The sequence below is a fragment of the Psychromonas antarctica genome (assembly GCF_022267535.1).
Classification (GTDB): Bacteria; Pseudomonadota; Gammaproteobacteria; order Enterobacterales; family Psychromonadaceae; genus Psychromonas; species Psychromonas antarctica.
On record NZ_JAHNZV010000054.1, the window covers coordinates 1 to 19,259 of the forward strand.

Annotated in this window: 8 protein-coding genes; 3 read left to right on the forward strand and 5 right to left on the reverse strand. The window is 39.5% G+C overall.

The window, feature by feature from the left end:
- The first annotated feature begins 257 nt into the window (after positions 1-257).
- Complete coding sequence (gene adhE, locus KSO91_RS11345) at positions 258-2,906, forward strand: bifunctional acetaldehyde-CoA/alcohol dehydrogenase (protein ID WP_238743114.1); 2,649 nt, start codon at positions 258-260, stop codon at positions 2,904-2,906.
- A 236-nt stretch (positions 2,907-3,142) separates the two neighbouring features.
- Here adhE and cls read toward each other — a convergent pair whose 3' ends face one another.
- From cls to purL, 3 genes are all read right to left on the reverse strand, one after another.
- Positions 3,143-4,639 carry a cardiolipin synthase gene (gene cls / locus KSO91_RS11350; RefSeq protein ID WP_238743115.1) on the reverse strand — a complete coding sequence of 499 codons (1,497 nt, stop codon included), beginning with the start codon at positions 4,637-4,639 and terminating at the stop codon, positions 3,143-3,145.
- A 107-nt stretch (positions 4,640-4,746) separates the two neighbouring features.
- Entirely contained in the window at positions 4,747-7,551 is a 2,805-nt protein-coding gene (locus KSO91_RS11355; RefSeq protein ID WP_238743116.1) for a diguanylate cyclase domain-containing protein, read from the reverse strand.
- Between the two features lie 700 nt (positions 7,552-8,251).
- A complete protein-coding gene (purL, locus tag KSO91_RS11360; RefSeq protein ID WP_238743117.1) occupies positions 8,252-12,145 on the reverse strand; it encodes a phosphoribosylformylglycinamidine synthase in 3,894 nt (1,297 codons plus the stop codon).
- Positions 12,146-12,417: 272 nt separating this feature from the next.
- On the opposite strand from purL, the gene mltF reads away from it, so the two are divergent.
- Positions 12,418-14,427, forward strand: coding sequence for a membrane-bound lytic murein transglycosylase MltF (mltF, locus tag KSO91_RS11365; RefSeq protein ID WP_238743118.1), 2,010 nt, complete (start codon positions 12,418-12,420; stop codon positions 14,425-14,427).
- Between the two features lie 175 nt (positions 14,428-14,602).
- Positions 14,603-15,235, forward strand: coding sequence for a bis(5'-nucleosyl)-tetraphosphatase (symmetrical) YqeK (gene yqeK / locus KSO91_RS11370; RefSeq protein WP_238743119.1), 633 nt, complete (start codon positions 14,603-14,605; stop codon positions 15,233-15,235).
- A gap of 516 nt (positions 15,236-15,751) precedes the next feature.
- On the opposite strand, the gene KSO91_RS11375 is transcribed toward yqeK, so the two are convergent.
- On the reverse strand, positions 15,752-16,879 hold the full coding sequence (locus KSO91_RS11375; RefSeq protein ID WP_238743120.1) for a glycoside hydrolase family 53 protein: 1,128 nt from the start codon (positions 16,877-16,879) through the stop codon (positions 15,752-15,754).
- 1,178 nt (positions 16,880-18,057) lie between these two features.
- Positions 18,058-18,804, reverse strand: a complete 747-nt coding sequence (locus tag KSO91_RS11380; protein WP_238743121.1) for a PEP-CTERM sorting domain-containing protein — start codon at positions 18,802-18,804, stop codon at positions 18,058-18,060.
- Positions 18,805-19,259 lie beyond the last annotated feature (455 nt).

Here is a 19,259-nt window from a genome sequence, read left to right on the forward strand (position 1 = left end):
TAGTAACTGTTTACAATTCGTCCTATATTTCATTGTAAATAATCGCTATTGCTTATAATATTAGTTATCTTTGTAAGCTTTCAAACATTTATTTTCATTTTGTAACTTACTTACATATGATCTTGATCAATGTGTTGATAGTGCAAATTTCTATAATTGGTATGAAAGTTTTTTACTAAAACTCATTTTTTTGCTAACGGTCACGGTTTTAATAAAACATTTTTAACTTTTATTTTTAAAATCCTTAGGAGAACAGTATGACAGTAAGCACAGTTGCTGAGTTAGAGGCTCTGATTGCACGTGTTAAAATAGCACAAGCAGAATATGCAACCTTCTCACAAGAAAAAGTGAATGAAATTTTCCGTGTTGCGGCACTTAAAGTTTCTACTCATCGTATAGAACTAGCAAAAATGGCTGTTGAAGAAACAGGCATGGGTATTGTAGAAGATAAAGTCATTAAAAATCATTTTGCTTCTGAGTTTATCTACAATAGTTACGCAGATACAAAAACAGTGGGTATATTATCACGCAATGATCAATTAGGAACAGTGACACTTGCTGAGTCTATGGGTATCATTTGTGCAATAATCCCGACAACTAACCCAACTTCAACCGCTATCTTTAAAACGTTAATGGCACTTAAAACAGGTAACGGTTGTATTATTGCACCGCATCCACGTGCTAAAAGATGTACAAACTACGCGGCTAAAATTGTACTAGATGCAGCGATTTCAGCTGGCGCACCTAAAGATCTTATCGGCTGGATTGATGAGCCTTCTCTTGACCTTACCAATGTAATCTTGAAGCATAAAGATACAGCAATAATCCTTGCGACTGGTGGCCCTGGTATGGTTAAAGCAGCATACTCTTCAGGTAACCCTGCAATTGGTGTTGGCGCAGGTAACACACCTGTTGTTGTTGATGAAACTGCCGATATCAAACGTGCCGTCTCTTCAATCTTAATGTCAAAAACATTTGATAACGGCATGATCTGTGCTTCTGAGCAAGCTGCCATTGTTGTTGAATCTAAATATGATGAATTCAAATTACGTCTTGTAGAATACGGTGCATATATATTAACCGCAGCCGAAGCGAAAAAAGTGTCTGACACAATGTTTCCTAATGGCGCGCTTAACCCTAAGATCGTAGGTCAATTGGCATACACTATTGCTAAGCTTGCTGGTGTTAAAGTACCCACTTCAACTAAAATATTAGTTGGTGAAGGTACTGAAGCGACGCCTGATAACATGTTTGCACATGAAAAACTTTCTCCAACATTAGGTCTGTTTAAAGCGAAAGATTACGAAGATGCGCTTCGTCAAGCTCAAATCGTTCTACATATTGGTGGTGTTGGCCATACAGCAGCGTTATACACTGATCAAGATGCAAACTCTAAACGTGTTGATGAGTTCGGTCTGGCAATAAATGCAAGTCGTATTGTTATTAACTCTCCAGCTTCTCATGGTGGTATTGGTGATATCTATAACTTTGGTTTCGCACCATCAATGACGCTAGGCTGTGGTACTCACAGTGGTAACGCTATTTCAGAAAATGTTGGTCCACAACATTTAATCAATACTAAAACAATTGCGAAGCGAGCTGAAAATATGTTATGGCATAAACTACCAAAATCTATCTACTTCCGTCGCGGTTGTTTACCGATTGCAATGACAGATTTAGATGACAAAAAACGTGCAATGATCGTAACAGATGACTTCTTATTTAATAATGGTTACGTTGATGATCTTCGCGATATCCTTGAAAGCCAAGGAACAAAAGTTGAAATCTTCCATGAAGTAGAAGCGGATCCAACCCTTGCAATAATTAAGAGAGGTGCGGCTGCTTGTGAAGCATTCAAACCTGATGTAATTCTTGCTGTGGGCGGTGGTTCACCTATGGATGCAGCGAAAATTATGTGGGTTCTATACGAGTACCCAGAAACTGTTTTCGAAGACTTAGCAATGCGCTTTATGGATATCCGTAAACGTATCTACAAGTTCCCTAAAATGGGCATTAAAGCAGACTTAGTGTGTATTACGACTACTTCAGGTACTGGCGCTGAAGTGACACCATTTGCCGTTGTAACAGATGAAACAACAGGTAAGAAATACCCACTTGCAGATTATGAACTAACACCAACGATTGCTGTTGTTGATGCTAACTTAGTGATGGATATGCCTAAATCACTTTGTGCATTCGGTGGTTATGATGCAATTACTCACGCAATTGAAGCTTATGTATCAATACTTTCTAATGAATACTCTGACGGTCAAGCGCTACAAGCACTTAAACTGTTAAAAACGCACTTACCAAGTTCTTACCATAACGGTAAAAATGATCCTAAAGCGCGTGAGCAAGTTCATAACGGCGCAACTATTGCTGGTATTGCATTTGCGCAATCATTCCTAGGTGTGTGTCACTCAATGGCACACAAATTAGGTAATCAATTCCATATTCCACATGGTTTAGCAAACGCATTACTACTAACGAATACTATTCGTTTCAATGCAACGAACAAACCGACTAAGCAAGGTACATTCTCACAATATGACCGTCCAAAAGCACGAGCTGAGTACGCAGAAATTGCTGATCATTTAGGTTTCCGTGAAGGTAATACTCAAGCCAAAATTGATGCATTACTGAATTGGTTAGAAGAGCTTAAAACTGATCTGAATATCCCGCATTCAATTCAAGATGCTGGTGTTGCAGAAGCTGACTTCCTAGCCGCTGTTGATGATCTAGCGGAACAAGCCTTTGATGATCAATGTACTGGTGCTAACCCACGTTACCCATTAATTGCAGAGCTAAAAGCAGTCTTACTCGCTTCATACTACGGCACACCTTATGTAGATGTTATGGATGTAGAAGAAGTTAAAGAAGAGAAAGCTGATAAAAAAGCGAAATAATTACGCTTTATAAAATCACTATAACAATAAAAGCCTGCTTAATTGCAGGCTTTTTTTTACCTGCAATTAATTGGTTAAGAGAAAATGATTATCAACGATGGATAATGGCTAAACAGTAAATGCTGATAAGTAAATGGTGAGGGGGTGAACAATAAACGCTAATGAGTAAAAGTTTATTGGTAATCACTCATGACTCATGACTTATGACTTATGACTTATGACTTATGACTCAATTATTATAGGAGCGGACTTAAGAGGTAAAGGGTGCTCTCGAGTAGCTTCTTAAAATAGCTACGTTTACGCCAATCTGCTAATAAAAGCTGCTCTGATGCCAATAGGTAATGCATCTGAGTATTCAAAAGTTGCCCCGAAAATTCCAGATTATCAATTAACATAGTCATCTCAAAGTTCAGCCAAAAACTACGCCTGTCTAGGTTCACAGTCCCTAATAAGGACACTTTTTCATCGATTACAATACTTTTGCTATGTAATAACCCACCTCGAAACTTATAAATTTTTACCCCGGCCGTTAATAACTCATCAAAAAAAGCACTCGATGCGTATTCGACCATAAAGGAATCATTTTTATCGGGTAAAATAATCTTCACATCTACCCCCCGTAAAGCGGCGACTTCTAAAGCAGACAATATACTTTCATCTGGCACAAAATAGGGAGTGGTTAAAACAAGACTATATTTAGCTTCATAAATAGCGCTTAACAAAACTTGATGAATACTGGCTTTACCAAATTCAGGGCCTGATGGAATAAGCTGGGAGTTTTGCGTTCCTGCAGCGGGGAAGCGTTCTATTTTCCCTAGCAGTCCAGTCTGCGACAGTGGCAGATCCATCTTATGACTGGTTTCTAAATACCAGTCCCAAATAAACAAACCTTGCATTAACTGTACAATAGGTCCTTCACAGCGCACCATAATATCGACCCATTCACCAAAACGGCTATCCTTTTTAAAATATGCGGGATCAGCCAAATTCATGCTTCCGGTGTAGGCGACATTATCATCAATACAGACCAACTTACGGTGCATTCTTAAATCTTGGCGTTGAAATAGCAGCCTAAATGCACCAACAGGTAGCGCTTCCTCAACATCAACACCTGCTCGCCGTAGTGTGTCTGGCATAGAGCTTGTGAAAAAATCATGGCTACCAACGGAATCAAGCAACAGTTTACACACAACACCACGTGCAGCCGCTCGGATCAACGCAGCTAACAAAGAGTCGACTAATCCCCCCTGATTACAGATGTAAAACATCAGGTGGCAATGTTTTTGCGCCTGATTGATTTTATCAGTTAGCTCAATAAGAATTTGATCTGTGGACGATAAAAGCGTGTGTTGATTCCCTTTTAACATCGGCATGCTGGTATAGGATTCGACAAATGCCTGCATTGAACGAGCACACAGACTAATATCAGCCTTATTCTGGCGATTATCGACAGGTTCACTTTTAAGCCAATGCTGAAATATGTCACCTATCTGTTCACGCCTTTTTTGACGTTTTTTCCCTAAGTGTAGCTCCCCAAAAATAAAATAACAGACCATACCAAAAAGCGGTAGAGCATAGATAAGAAACAACCACGCAAGTGAAACACCACTAGGTCTGCGTTTAATAATTACACGCAGTGAAGTTAGCAACAAAAGAGAAAAGTAAAGCAATGCGGACAGCACCACGTAAAGGGTGCTGTCTTGCCAAGTCATATCAAAAAATGGAACACTCATTAAACTTACTCTCAGAGCAAAAAGCTAAATCAAAGCAAACGACTAGCAGCAACCAGCTTCCTGTCACACCTTTAAGCCCTTAACAAAAGTGGGCTTAAAGGCGTTAATTAAGCCCTTTTGCTATTTCCCTTACTTTTATTGCAACGCAGATAAAAAGTGGCTTCCGTGGCCTTCATTGGATTAACAGGATACTTAGCTTGGTTAGCACAATCGTCAGTGATAGGAAATGAACTCTGGGGTACACTTTGTAGCGAATCACCAACCAGCTCAAGACCGAGTCCCTGCGCTAAGACAGTGACCGACTTGATGACGGCATCAGCGATAAATTCACCTTGAATATAGTGCTTTGCTAATTTTAGTTTTTCAATACGCAACTGTTCAAATAGGTATAAAAGAGGAAATTCAGCAGCAAAATTATCAAGCGTTAAGGCGATCCCAAGTTTACTGATATTTAACATATTATCATGCACTGTCGTGCTGTTCGTTTTAAAAACGTCTTCATCCATCGCAAATTCTAGCCATTGGCTAGCACATTGAGTTTCTTTTAAAATAAGCTGAAGATCAGCAATAAAACTAGCTTGCGATAGCTGCACTAGGGATAACTTAATAGTAATACGGCCAAATTGTATCGCCGATTGCTGCCAAGTTACCGCTTGCAAAGCCGCTTTACGGATCATAATAAGACAAAGTCGGATCGATAAACCACTCTTTTCAGCTAGAATTGAAAAGCAATCTGACATAATGGCCCCTTGCTCAGGATGATTCCAGTAAAGCAAACTCTCCATCGCAATAATTTGCTTTTTATGAAGATCGTATTGAGGTTGGTAATACAGCTCAAACTGATCTAACAGCAATGCCTGTTTTAATTGATTTTCGAATTTAACCTGTTGACGATAATGGTGTGTTAATTTTCTAGTATAGAAATAATAATCAGTAATATTGCCTGACTGTTTATTGTGCTTCATTTCATTTGAATTGGCTGGCGAAAGATTGTCATCCGTAGCATTACTGGGCTTAGCTTTACCACGCCGGATCGCCTTTTCCGCATTACCTAATAGCGTATCAATATCCATCCCATCATCGGGATAGATACTAATACCTATCTTTGCTGATAGGTTAGCGGAAGTGTTTCCAAAAACAAATTTATCCTTAAATCTTTCAGCAACTCGCTGTGCAACGAAGGCAACATCTTTCTCTGTAGTGAGTTCATCTACAATAATAATGAATTCATCATCGCTGAAACGAGCCACTGTATTTTTTTCAGAAACACAAGATCTTAGACGTTGAGCGACTGATTTTAATACTTGATCACCAATATTATGCCCATATTGATCATTAATCGCTTTAAAGTTATTAATATCAACTAAGATCACAGCCGTTGGCACGGCTTTATACTTAGCGCGGGCAATCGCATCTTCCAGTCGTGTAAATAAGGCGATACGATTAAATAGTCCCGTAAGTGGATCATGTTTCGACAAAAACTGAATTTTTTCTTCTGCTCGCTTGCCGTGGCAGAGGTCAGTAAATGAGTAGATACGATTACTTACCCCTTCCGCAGGGTGGTCAACAATATAAATATCTAACCAAGCAAAATGGGTTTCTCCCTTTTTATCACAATAAGTAATATCCCCTTGCCAATTTTTATTTTCTTGTAGAGAAAAATTCACCTGCTCATAAAAATCTGCACCATGTTGATCTGAATTGAACGCATTAATGTTTAAGCATAATAACTCTTTTTGTGAAAAACAAAAGAGAGCGCAAGAAGCACTGTTAGCAGAAATGATATTACCGTTCTGATCCGTAACCAGAATACTATCTTTACTATTTTCAAAGACCACATTTGCTATTTTGAGATGTTTTTGCAACAAGTGGTGAGCTGTAATATCACGCCCTACTGCAATTAAGCCTTGCACATCACCATTTTTATCGAGCAACGGCATCTTTTTCATTTCGATAAAATGGCGCTGACCATTATGATAGGTAAGGTACTCTTCACTCAGATAAATGAGTTTACTTGACATTACCTGCTGGTCTTGTGATTGGCACATTAAAGCCTGCTCTAGATCAAAAAGTTGTTCATCCTTTTTACCTAATATTTCCTCTTCAGAACAGCCTATAAATTTTTCAAATTGTTTATTACAGCCCGTAAAACGGCCCTCTAAATCTTTAAAGAAAACAAGCTCAGTGCTGATATCAGCGGTTGCGCGCAACAATATCTGCTCTTTTTCTAATAGATATTTCGTCTTATTAGTCTCTGAAATATCAAACATAGTGCCAATTTGAAGCTCACCATTGCCGACACTCTCTTTTCTAAAAACCATATCTCGAACGTGGCCATTCGCATGCTGCAGTTTGCACTCATAAAAATAGACACGTGGATCATTAAAGATCTGCTGATCTATTTCCTCGATATCATCTCGCAAATTTTCAGGGAAAAAATCCCCCACTTTTTTCCCTATTATTTGACTAGAAGGCACTCCAAAAAGATCTGCATAACAGCGATTACAAGCCAAATACTCCCCTTTCTTATTTTTAAAATAGACAGGAATAGTGAGGAAATCTAAAATGATTTTTACTTCATCGGTAAGCAGCTCATGCATTGACGTTGGTTGTGGTTCTGGTTCTGGTTCTGGTTCTGGTAAATTTGATGAATGCGCGCTACTTAGGAAAGTGGTTTTTAACAGGGGGAAATTAGTATTTATTCGATCCGTCAGCTCGAAGCTTAATGGCCGCTCACAGATCAAATGCGTATAGCTATTTTTCGCTAAAGCCGCCTCTAGTTCATGACTGTGGAGTAAATGGCTGAGAGTGTTCTCAGATTGCTCTGACGCAGGCTGCGATAAATTAAGCACGGCCTCGACAAGCTGAATATTGTCACCAATATATAAAACGTTTTCCACAGTGACTGACAAAGAGATCTCCTTGAATTTTAAAAAATTGATTTTCTATTTTAAATCAAAATATTAACACTAGTATAAGTAACATCTGACAAACATTTTGCAGTGTGAGCCTCATCACAAATGTTAAAAGATCATTAAAGCATATATGTTTCTTGAAATATCAAATTGATTGTTATTTTTAAGGTATCACAATAACAATCTATTTTACCTCTTACATTTCTCAACTACAGATTAAATTTGTATCGTCTGAGATCCCATAATAAGAGCACATTCCTGGCGTTTAGGGATTACCGACAGGTAGCTAACAGCGATTCGGTTCTCCCCAAAAAATCAGCAACAAGAAATTGCAATTTTAAAAGACGAAGGGCGTTTACTTAAAGGTTAAAAACGGCCGAGTGGAATCTGATTGCATATACCCAAGTGTACTTCAAGGTGCTTTATCAGGGTTTGCTGATTTGCCATCTTGAAGTAACATGGGAATAACTGCTGATGAAAGTGGTCCTAGGCGTAAGGGGTAAAATCGGCATATGATACATACTGATAATGATTTTTGCCTACTTTTCGTTCTAGCAATAATAAAAGCAGCTTTTACTATTGGATTTGCTTGAAAGTTACCACCAGATAAGGAAAAAGCGAAAAGCTTAGCGACTTAACGTGATGTTATCTTACAAAAGTGAGATATAAAAAGGGGATAATAATATCCCCTTTTTATTTAACCTAACTGTTTGCGCGCATTTCTAAACATACGCATCCACGGGCTATCCTCTCGCCATTCATCTGGATGCCATGAATTAGCTACCGTTCTAAAGACACGCTCAGGATGTGGCATCATAATCGTGACACGTCCATCTTTAGAGGTTAGACCAGTAATGCCGTTTGGTGAACCATTCGGATTAGCAGGATATTGCTCTGTGGTTTCACCATAGTTATTAATAAAACGTAATGCAATATTGCCACTTGCTTCAATCGCCGCTAAATGCGCATCGTTTTTCACTTCTACTCGCCCTTCCCCATGGGAAACGGCAATTGGCATAGATGAGCCGAGCATACCTTGAAGGAACAGCGAGTTACTTTTTTGTACTTCAACTAAGCTAAAACGCGCCTCAAAACGCTCCGAGTTATTGCGCACGAAGCGTGGCCATAAATCCGCCCCTGGAATTAACTCGTTGAGGTTTGATAACATTTGACAGCCGTTACATACACCTAATGTGAATGAATTTTCACGCTCAAAGAAACGCTGGAATTGCTCACGAGCCTGTGCGTTAAAAAGAATTGATTTAGCCCAACCTTCACCAGCACCTAATACATCGCCGTAAGAGAAACCACCACAAGCCACTAAACCTGCAAAATCAGCTAATTGCACATCACCTGACAAAATATCGCTCATATGCACATCAATAGCAGAGAAACCGGCTCGATTAAAGGCGGCCGCCATCTCCTGCTGGGAATTAACCCCCTGTTCACGCAAAATCGCCATGCGTGGCAATACACCTGTTGCAATGTAAGGTGCGGCGACATCAGTATTAATATCAAAGCTTAATTTTGCACTTAAACCGGGATCTTCATCATCTAATTTGAGATCAAACTCTTGCTGTGCACAATCAGGATTGTCACGTAAGGTCTGCATTTTCAACGTAGTTTCAGCCCAAATACGACGGAACTCTCTGCGCGGTGCAACCAATACGTCGTCACCATTACGCGTAAACTCGATTTGATCAGTTTCATTTAATGAACCAATGACCAATGAGTGCGTTGTTAATCCATGACCGGCAAGGGTATTTAACACCGCTTCTTTATCGTCAGCACGGACCTGAATAACGGCCCCAAGCTCTTCACTGTAAAGTGCAGCAAAGTCATCGCAACTTACTTGATCGAGCTGAACAGTCACACCACAATGCCCAGCAAAAGCCATTTCAGTGATGGTTGAAAATAAACCACCATCGCTGCGATCATGGTAAGCCAGCAATTTATGATCCGCGACTAATGTTTGCATCGCGTTAAAGAAACCTTGTAACAAACTCGGGCTATCAAGATCTGGTGTTTTATCACCAAGCTGTTTGTAAACTTGCGCAAGCGATGAGCCGCCTAGGCGGTTTTTACCATTACCCAAATCAACCAGAATAAGATCTGTATCACCTTGGTCAGTGCGCAATTGCGGCGTTACCGTATTACGGATATCTCTAACCGCAGCAAAGGCCGTAATAATTAATGAAAGTGGCGAAATAACTTCTTTATCCAACTCCCCTTCTTGCCAGCGCGTTTTCATTGACATCGAATCTTTACCGACTGGAATAGTCAAATCTAGCTCTGGGCAAAGTTCTTCTCCAATCGCTTTAACCGCTGCATATAAACCCGCATCTTCACCCGGATGACCTGTTGCTGACATCCAGTTAGCGGATAGTTTAATACGTTTGAAATCACCGATATCAGAACAGGCAATATTGGTAATTGATTCTGCAACCGCCAGACGGGCTGAAGCCGCAAAGTTAAGTAGCGCTACAGGCGTACGCTCGCCCAATGCCATCGACTCACCAAAATAAGTATCGTAACTGGCCGCTGTCACCGCACAATCTGCAACAGGCACTTGCCACGGGCCGACCATTTGATCGCGGGCGACTAAACCTGTAACAGTGCGATCACCGATGGTGATCAGGAATGTTTTTTCAGCGATGGAAGGTAACCGCAGTAGACGTTCAGCGGCATCTTTAATCGTTGCCCCCGAGAGATCCAGTGGTTTGCCTATGGCAATCTGTGATTTAACATCACGATGCATTTTAGGCGCTTTACCCAATAAAACTTCAAGCGGCATATCGATAGGATTATTATCAAATTCCGTATCATGCAGGGTTAACTGCATCTCTTCTGTGGCTTCGCCTATAACCGCATATTGAGCTCGTTCACGTTTACAAATAGCTTCAAATATTGCTAAATTTTCAGGCTTCACCGCCATCACATAACGCTCTTGAGATTCGTTACACCAGATTTCGTGTGGTGCCATACTCTTTTCATCATTGGGAATCGCACGTAAATCAAACTTACCACCACGACCACCGTCATTGACAAGCTCCGGCATCGCGTTAGAAAGACCGCCCGCACCGACATCGTGAATAAATTGGATGGGGTTATCATCACCCATCTGCCAACAGCGATCGATCACTTCCTGACAACGGCGCTCCATCTCTGGATTTTCACGTTGCACTGAAGCAAAATCTAAATCTTCCGAAGAGGCACCCGAATCCATTGAAGAAGCAGCGCCCCCCCCCAAACCGATATTCATCGCAGGGCCACCCAGTACAATCAATTTTGCACCAACTGGGATCTCTTTTTTCTCAACATGATTGCGGCGGATATTACCCAGACCACCAGCAAGCATAATCGGTTTGTGATAACCACGAATCTCTAAACCGTTATGGCTTTCAACTTGTTCTTCATAGGTACGGAAGTAACCGAGAATATTGGGGCGACCAAACTCATTATTAAAAGCGGCACCGCCTAATGGTGCTTCGAGCATAATATCTAATGCAGAAACGATACGATCCGGTTTACCGAAATCGGTTTCCCAAGGCTGTTCAAATGAAGGAATGCGTAAGTTACTGACACTAAAACCGACTAATCCCGCTTTGGGTTTAGAACCAATCCCCGTTGCGCCTTCATCACGAATTTCGCCACCCGAACCGGTAGCCGCGCCAGGGTAAGGAGAAATAGCAGTTGGATGATTGTGTGTTTCTACTTTCATCAAAATATCAATATCTTCGTGATGGTAACTGTATTCACGATCATCAACACTTGGGAAGAAACGACCCGCTTTTTCACCCATCATTACCGCAGCATTGTCTTTATATGCAGATAACACAAAGTCAGGCAGTTTCTCATGGGTGTTACGAATCATTTTAAAAAGTGATTTTGGTTGTGCAACGCCATCAATAGTCCAATCTGCATTGAAGATTTTATGACGACAATGCTCTGAGTTTGCTTGAGCAAACATCATTAATTCAATATCGTTAGGATTACGCCCCAAACGCGTAAAGTTTTCCAGCAAATAAGCAATTTCATCATCGGCGAGCGCCAATCCCAAACTGATATTCGCCACATCGAGTGCACTGCGACCTTCAGCCAAGATATCAATACTCGTCATTTTGCTAGGCGTGCCGTGTACAAATAGTTTCTCAGCCTCTTGCAGTGAAGTCAGTACTACCTCCATCATACGATCATGTAATAAACCAGAAAGTGTTTTATACTGCTCTGCTGATAGTTCAGTGGTTAATTCAACGTAATAGGCGATACCACGCTCTAAACGCTTAACTTTCGTTAAACCACAATTAATTGCGATATCAGTGGCTTTTGAAGACCATGGGGAGATGGTGCCGGGACGAGGCGTGACAAATAACAAGCGACCAACAGGCTCATGCTCTGCAATTTTAGGTCCGTAAGTTAATAATTGTTGTAATACAACTCGCTCTTGGTCATTTAAAGCATCTGTCAAATCTGCTGCATGCATATATTCTGCATATATTTGCGCTACAGGTAGGTTTAAAGTTTCACAGTTTTTTAGTAACTGATTAACACGAAATGTCGATAAGGCTGCAGCCCCACGCAAAATTTCCATAGGTTATTTCTCTCGTTAGATGGCTAAATGAACTTGGGTAACGTCAATTACACGGATAAAAAATTATAACTATTCAAGTTTGCGCTTTGTTGACAGAACAGCCTTTAAATAATTGCTTATTTGGTATAATCGTCATTCGCTCGCTATTATAAGCAAAAAGCATGTTTTATTAAATAGAAACACTCTATAGTCGACCCTTAAATCACCTTTAAATAGACTAAATTTACAAAACACTGATAAATAATCACACAATCTCTGGTGGAAATTATTATATGAACGCTGTTATTCCTTTTCGAAACTTCAGACTGCAAATTTTCCCGCTTTTTATTTTTGTATTACTGCTATTGGTGAGCGCCTGTAATCCTTTGTCAACAACGACTAGCCTAGAAAAAATTCAAAAACGCGGCGAAATAAGAATGGGCACCATTAGCGGATCCTTAACCTACAGTTATGATGGCTCACAGCACAGTGGATTTGATTATGAGCTCGGCGAACAATTTTCTAGTTATCTTAATGTTCATTTACGTGTAAACGAATATGACACCCTAAGTTCCCTCTTTGATGCACTAGAGAACGACAAAATTGATTTTATCGGTTCAGGTTTAACGCTAACGCCTAAACGTGCACAAAAGTACCGCAGCTCCCCCCCCTATTATTATGTGTCACAAAAAGTGGTTTATCACAAAGGTACTTATCGCCCCAGAGAAGTGGCAGATATCAATGCGCCAGTTGGAGTACTCAAAGGTAGTAGCCACGAAGAAACACTAGAACGCTTATTTAATGAAGCCCCGAATCTTAAAATAAACGCATTAGAAGGTGAAGATCAAGAAAGTTTACTGCGTCAAGTTGCTGATAAAGAGATTAAATTTGCGATTGTAAATAGCTCAACATTAGCGCAAAAACAGCGTTATTACCCCGCCCTTGCGGAAGCATTTACCATCTCGGGAAAAGAGCCTGTAGCATGGCTAATCAATCGTAATCAAGATGACAGCCTGTATGCGGCAATGATTGAATTTATGGGTAATAAATACCAAGATCAAAGCATCGCCAAACTTGAAGAAAAGTATTTTGGACATGTACAGCATTTTGACTATGTCGATATGCGCATATTTTTGAAAAAACTCAAAAGTGTCCTACCTAAATATGAAGCACTTTTTAAAGAACACGCGACGACAGAAGTGGACTGGTTATTACTTGCGGTGGTTAGTTACCAAGAATCACACTGGAACCCAAGGGCAAGATCGCCAACCGGCGTACGCGGTTTGATGATGTTAACTCTTAATACAGCCGATCATCTAGGCGTTGAAAATAGACTCGATCCAGAGCAGAGCATTGCAGGTGGTGCGAAATACTTATCACAACAGATCAAAAGACTGCCTGATAGTATCGCCGATGATGAAAAAGTATGGTTTGCCTTAGCCAGCTACAATATAGGTTACGGACATGTAATGGATGCACGGCGCATTACAGCCATGAAAAAACAGAACCCCAATGCTTGGTCGGACGTTAAAGATAACTTACCCCTTTTGCACCAGAAAAAGTGGTATAAAAAAACTCGTTATGGTTATGCGCGAGGCCAAGAAGCACAGCATTATGTCAATAATATTCGCCAATACAGAAAAACAATGAATTGGTTTATAGCAGGACGAAACAAACAACTAGAAGAGCAGAAAGCACGTCAAACAGCCCGCGATAAAGCCTTGGCTGAAGAGTTGGCATTGCAGGAAGAAGAAGCATTAGCCGCAGCGCAAGCGTTACAAACTCCGTTAACCAAGGAAGAAGCGCTAGAGCAAGCAAAAGCACTAACGCTAACGAGAGAAACAGCGCTAATGCAAGCCACAGAGGCTGCCTTGGCGCTAGAGAGTGCGCTGCAACAGGCTAAAGAAAAAGCCTTAGCTGAAAAGGATGCGTTGCAACAAGCGAAACAAAAAACTTTAATAGAAGAGAATGCTCTGCAGCACGCCAAAGACAACCTATTAGCGATCCAAGAAACATTAGAACAAGCGCAAGAAAATGCGCTCGCCGAAGAGAAACGGTTACAAGAGACAAGAGAGAAGGCATTAGCCGAACAACTTATATTACAACAAGCCACAGATAATGCACTCGCTGAGCAACAAGACCTCCAAGAGGCAAAAAAGAAGGCGCTTGCCGAGCAACAGAGCGCCCAACAAGCTAAGGATAATGCATTCAGCGAACAGCAAAAATTACAGCAGTCCAGTGAGCAAAAAACACCGCAAGAGGCTGACGAAGGGAGACAGAGCGAAGTTGAGGAAAAAGCCTAGCGCCCCACTATTAAACGGAAGTATAGTCAGCACGAAAGGCCCGCTAGCTTTGCGTTTCAAGCTGGAAAACAGAAAGTCAGGATCGCAATGGCTGTAGATTAGGACTGATTTAATACAGCAATACGGTAGTAATCGTTCTCCCCACCACAAATACTTTGTATCAGAAAGGTTTAGTATGAAAAGTTTAAATAAAAAAGAGTTTGATAAATTAAGAGAAGTTATTTTACCTAAAATCAAAAAACAACTAATCCCCAAAAGATATGAGCATACATTAAACGTTGAAAAAACAGCGATAGCATTGGCAGAAAAACATAATGGTAAGGTCTATGATATAGCACTCGCTGCACTGTTGCATGACAATGCCAAAAATTTCTCTGATGAAGAGAAGCTAGCACTTTGTAAAAAGTATCACATTGAGCTGAGTAAAACTGAAGAGATAAATATTGATTTGGTACATGCTAAACTCGGAGGTGTATTAGCAGAAGATGACTACCATGTTGAAAATCAAGACATTATAAATGCGATCAAATATCATACAACGGGTCGTCCCAATATGAGTATGACCGAAAAGATCATCTATATAGCTGATTTTATAGAGCCGGGAAGAAAAGATTTTCCTGGACTTATAGAAGCACGAAAATTAGCCGATGAAAACCTTGATGCCGCATTAATTAGTATTCTTTCGTTAACAATTAACTATGTAATGGACCGTGGGCTAATTATTGATCCCACAACAGAAGAAACTTATGAATATTATCGTAAAAAACAGACACCAGAAAAAGAAGAAAAAGCTCACAGAACAGACTAGAAGAATTAAACGAATATTTAGAAATCACAGTAAAAACAATTAAAGCTGCATTCAAAATGGTAATGAGATTTTTTTGTTTTGCAGCGACTGCTAGACGGTGCAAATGTGCCTGAGTATTTAAAAAAGAGACAAACCATGATTTGTCTCTTTTTTATTTTTCTCAACTGATTTACATACCATCTTGTTTAAATGTAGTCGCCACACCTTAATGACTACAATGTGCTTTTTCAGGCTTTATCTATTATATAATGGCAACCACACTACTTTATTAATTAACTTATCAAACTCAAAAGCATTAATTAAGCACTCCTTATTTCTCTGCTTATTAGAGCACACTGGCCCCCCTTTCTTACCAGGGAGCTAAGTCACTATAGCCCCCCAAGCGCCTTATAAAATCAACTTTATGCTTGTAAAAATTCAAGATTAAAGACCTGCTAGCATAGATCATTGGTGAAAACTACAACGGCTTAGTTTCAGAAAAATTTTTCTCTTACACTTTATATTGACGGTTTTTATTTAAGGAGATAAAAGCTTCACTCCTCCGTTCTCAATTAACCTATTGTCAAAATCAAAAAATGTTGCATTTTCCCATGAAGATCCTCTTTTTTGTTTAAATCCAGACGCAGAGCAATTATTACTTACCCACGCTGGTTCCCAATAAATAATTCCTAAAGCTCGTTGCTTTTGCGCTTCTTTTTTTAACTGTAGTAACCAAAAAGCTTGATTTTCTGGTGTAGCTGGACGATATCCTTTGGGCATGGTCGCAAGTACATTATGCAAATTATCATTCCATTGTTCTGTCCACGGTAAAGCTGTTTCCACGATCATCACTTCTTTAGAGTATGATATTTTGAGAAGTTTAATCATTTCGCCGAACTGCTCAATATCCAAGGTTGACCATTGAGCATAATAAGATAGCCCAATGATATCAAAATCAATTAGCCCTGCTTTTTTAGCATCAGAAAACCAATTCATTGCACTCGAAGCTTTTGCTAAATGAATAATGATTTGAGGTTGACCATTTTCTGGTTTGCGTGCCGCTTTGATAGCCGCATTTAGAAGCATTGCATTTCGTTTCCAGTCAATTGGATAGCCGCTATCATCCCATGGGAGTAATATTTCACGATCTATTTCGTTGCCAATTTGAACATAATCAGGCCTTAAATTTTCAAGTACTAGTTCAGCGAGTACTTGATCTGTGTAGTCATACAGTTTATTTGCTAATTGCTCTGTATCATTGAGTAAGTTCCGCCATGATTTGGGGATAATTTGTGCACCAGGATCAGCCCATGTATCTGAATAATGAAAATCTAATAGAACTTTCATATTATAATTTTTAGCTTGCTGAATACTTTTTTTAACATCACTTAAGCTTGAATAGCGATTAATTTCCCCATCGGGCCCCTTCCAGAATGGGGCAACCCATACTCTAATTCTAGCTAAATTCCCACCTTGCTCCGACATAATTTGATATACATTTTTTGGCCCTTCTTGGTCATAGAATACTACGCCGCAATCTACCATCTGATTTGCAGATGACAGATCAACCCCACGAATAAAATCATCATCAGAAAATACGAAAGGCTGATAGGAGACAAAGCAAAAAAGACAGAAAGTTCTTATACTATGAATAAAATAATGCATTGTGAGGGTCACCTAGATAGATTCTAAATTAAGAGCCAAAATAAAAAATGAGATATTAAGTATATGTAACCATAAAGAATAAATAACTTACAATTATTATTAACTTATATATTAACCAATACTCAGTAACAAAGTCCTCAATCTCGATCTGGCAATTACAAAGCGCTAACGCTGTATGTGGAGCGAGGGAGATCTTTGCTTTTTGCTATTACATTCATTATTGAGAAAAAACCAGCATAAATGGGGTACCCCAACAGATTAATGAGCAAAAATGCTAAGTCACCTTGCAAACTAATAATAAATGACTAAATTAACTTGGCCATTATTCTTGCGCGATCAAAGTACCCTGACGACCTCTCAAGCGTTAATGCACTTTGCAATGTTTCAGGTTTAGGGGCGTGTAGTCGTTCACTTTCTGTATAAGCGGTCAGTTGAAAGTAATCAATTCAACCCGATAATAAATCCATCGAAACATGAAGCTCAACAGCTGCGGGAGAATGTTTGGTTAACCCCTCCCAGATAGGTGTTTTTAAGTTCGGAATGGACAGCAAATGAGCTACCGTCATAGGTAACTATCTTACTAAAAGGAAAGGCACTACCTGTTGATAAAAAGGTGAGTTTTAGATACTTAACTACCCATTATTTTAACGCAAAATCAAAGACACTTAGGAAAAAGTGAGTGCAATTTTCTTTTTTATTTGATTATGAAATGGCTTGTAGTTTATTGGCATCCCACTGATCATTTGATACTTACGATGTATGTCTGCTAAATTAGCTTTTGCTTGGCAACCAAGTGTTTCAACAAATGCCAACAAAAATTCAGTCGCTTTAATTTGACGCTGACGACGTATAAATCTATTTTTGTTGTTATTTTATTTTTTGTGGTAAATCTATAAGATCACAAACAGAGAACGGATATACTCTTTTTTTCACATTCTTGAATTTGGCCAACTATCCTCTCAAAAACGAAAGATCCTGCGTATCATTAAACGGCTCTGTTCCAGAACATTATTGTCTGCTTTATTGTATCCGCCTAACGCCTTATAAATGTTGAGTTATCAGTGTATTTTACTTTTTTATAATGCGTTGTAATCTAAAGAAATATAACTACGACAACAGTAAAATGGAACAGAGCCGATTAAACACAACGTTTAAAAACCTCTGTCACACAGAATTATTTACAGGATCCTAATTCTTTTGAAACCTAACCCCATTAAAGCAATCATCATTATTGCTAAAGCAGATGGGGCGGGGACGCTCGCAATGGTTAGAGCATCATTAAATTTAAAGCCAAAATTACTTGAAGGATCCCCACTTAAATCCGTATCAGCATAAAGGCTGCCTGTAAGGGAGTAGATATGGTTATCATATAGTGTCACATCATAGGCAGACTGGTAATTCCAACCGCTCGGCATTAAATTCTCAACTAATACACTTAAAGTTTCATTGTAGAGGCTCAGCTGGACAGGAGAGTTACCTTCTTTCGCAGCATAAAGATCCATTGACGAGCTTCCACCTGTCACCTGAAATCTTAAACTGAGATCGGTTTGTGCAGAGGCATTGCCTGTTGCCCCATATTGGCCTGGCTCTCCGGTGCCGAGATTTACCACAAATCTATAAAAATCAGAGCTGATATACGCCTCGTTGTAAGATGAAAATGATGTGGTATCAAAAAAATCGTCATCAATAGGGATCGTGGCAGATCTATCACCATTTAGGCTATAGCCACTGAAAACTGCTGATGGAAACAATGATCCGGAAAAGGTATCAAGGGTAGTCCCTGGATTGGATACAACGCCGGGATTATATCTGACTTGTGCATGTGCGGTAGTCTGATCATTCAGAATATTTATGAATGCCGCATCAGCTGTATGTGCAGATAATGCACTAACAGTTATAATGACCGCTGATAGTAATTTTAGCATGATTTATTCCTCCGTTCTAATTAACATTACACCCACATCGTATTGATGATTACACTAAAAGATAATTCAATAATCTTCAGTAGGCAGTGTAAAATTGACTCGTGGGATTATTATTTTTTGCTTCTGAACTTACCTTTTAGCCTTACAAATAATTCAACTTAACCCCTACTCTAATGAGGCATTTTTTATTCCACAAAGCAATAACAACTATTAATCAAGCAATTACAAAAAACATAGAACAAAAAGCGCAAAAAACTGTAAAAAACATCGACGATAGTTAACTCAAGTTTCGGGGGTTCACTTTTCAGCATTTTTATGAGGAATGATCATCTATCAGAGTCTTTTGACGTAATGTAAAGCTATCTATTTGCATGACTTGAGTAAAATAGTTAACAACTGTCTGATTTATTTTCGCCATAACATTCGTTTTATATCTACAACACAAAGGTCTTGTC

Excerpts from the sequence above, each read along its gene's own strand:
- yqeK (WP_238743119.1), top strand. The coding sequence starts at position 14,603 with ATGAAAAGTTTAAATAAAAAAGAGTTTGATAAATTAAGAGAAGTTATT.
- KSO91_RS11375 (WP_238743120.1), bottom strand. The coding sequence starts at position 16,879 with ATGCATTATTTTATTCATAGTATAAGAACTTTCTGTCTTTTTTGCTTT.
- mltF (WP_238743118.1), top strand. The coding sequence starts at position 12,418 with ATGAACGCTGTTATTCCTTTTCGAAACTTCAGACTGCAAATTTTCCCG.
- cls (WP_238743115.1), bottom strand. The coding sequence starts at position 4,639 with ATGAGTGTTCCATTTTTTGATATGACTTGGCAAGACAGCACCCTTTAC.
- KSO91_RS11380 (WP_238743121.1), bottom strand. The coding sequence starts at position 18,804 with ATGCTAAAATTACTATCAGCGGTCATTATAACTGTTAGTGCATTATCT.
- adhE (WP_238743114.1), top strand. The coding sequence starts at position 258 with ATGACAGTAAGCACAGTTGCTGAGTTAGAGGCTCTGATTGCACGTGTT.
- purL (WP_238743117.1), bottom strand. The coding sequence starts at position 12,145 with ATGGAAATTTTGCGTGGGGCTGCAGCCTTATCGACATTTCGTGTTAAT.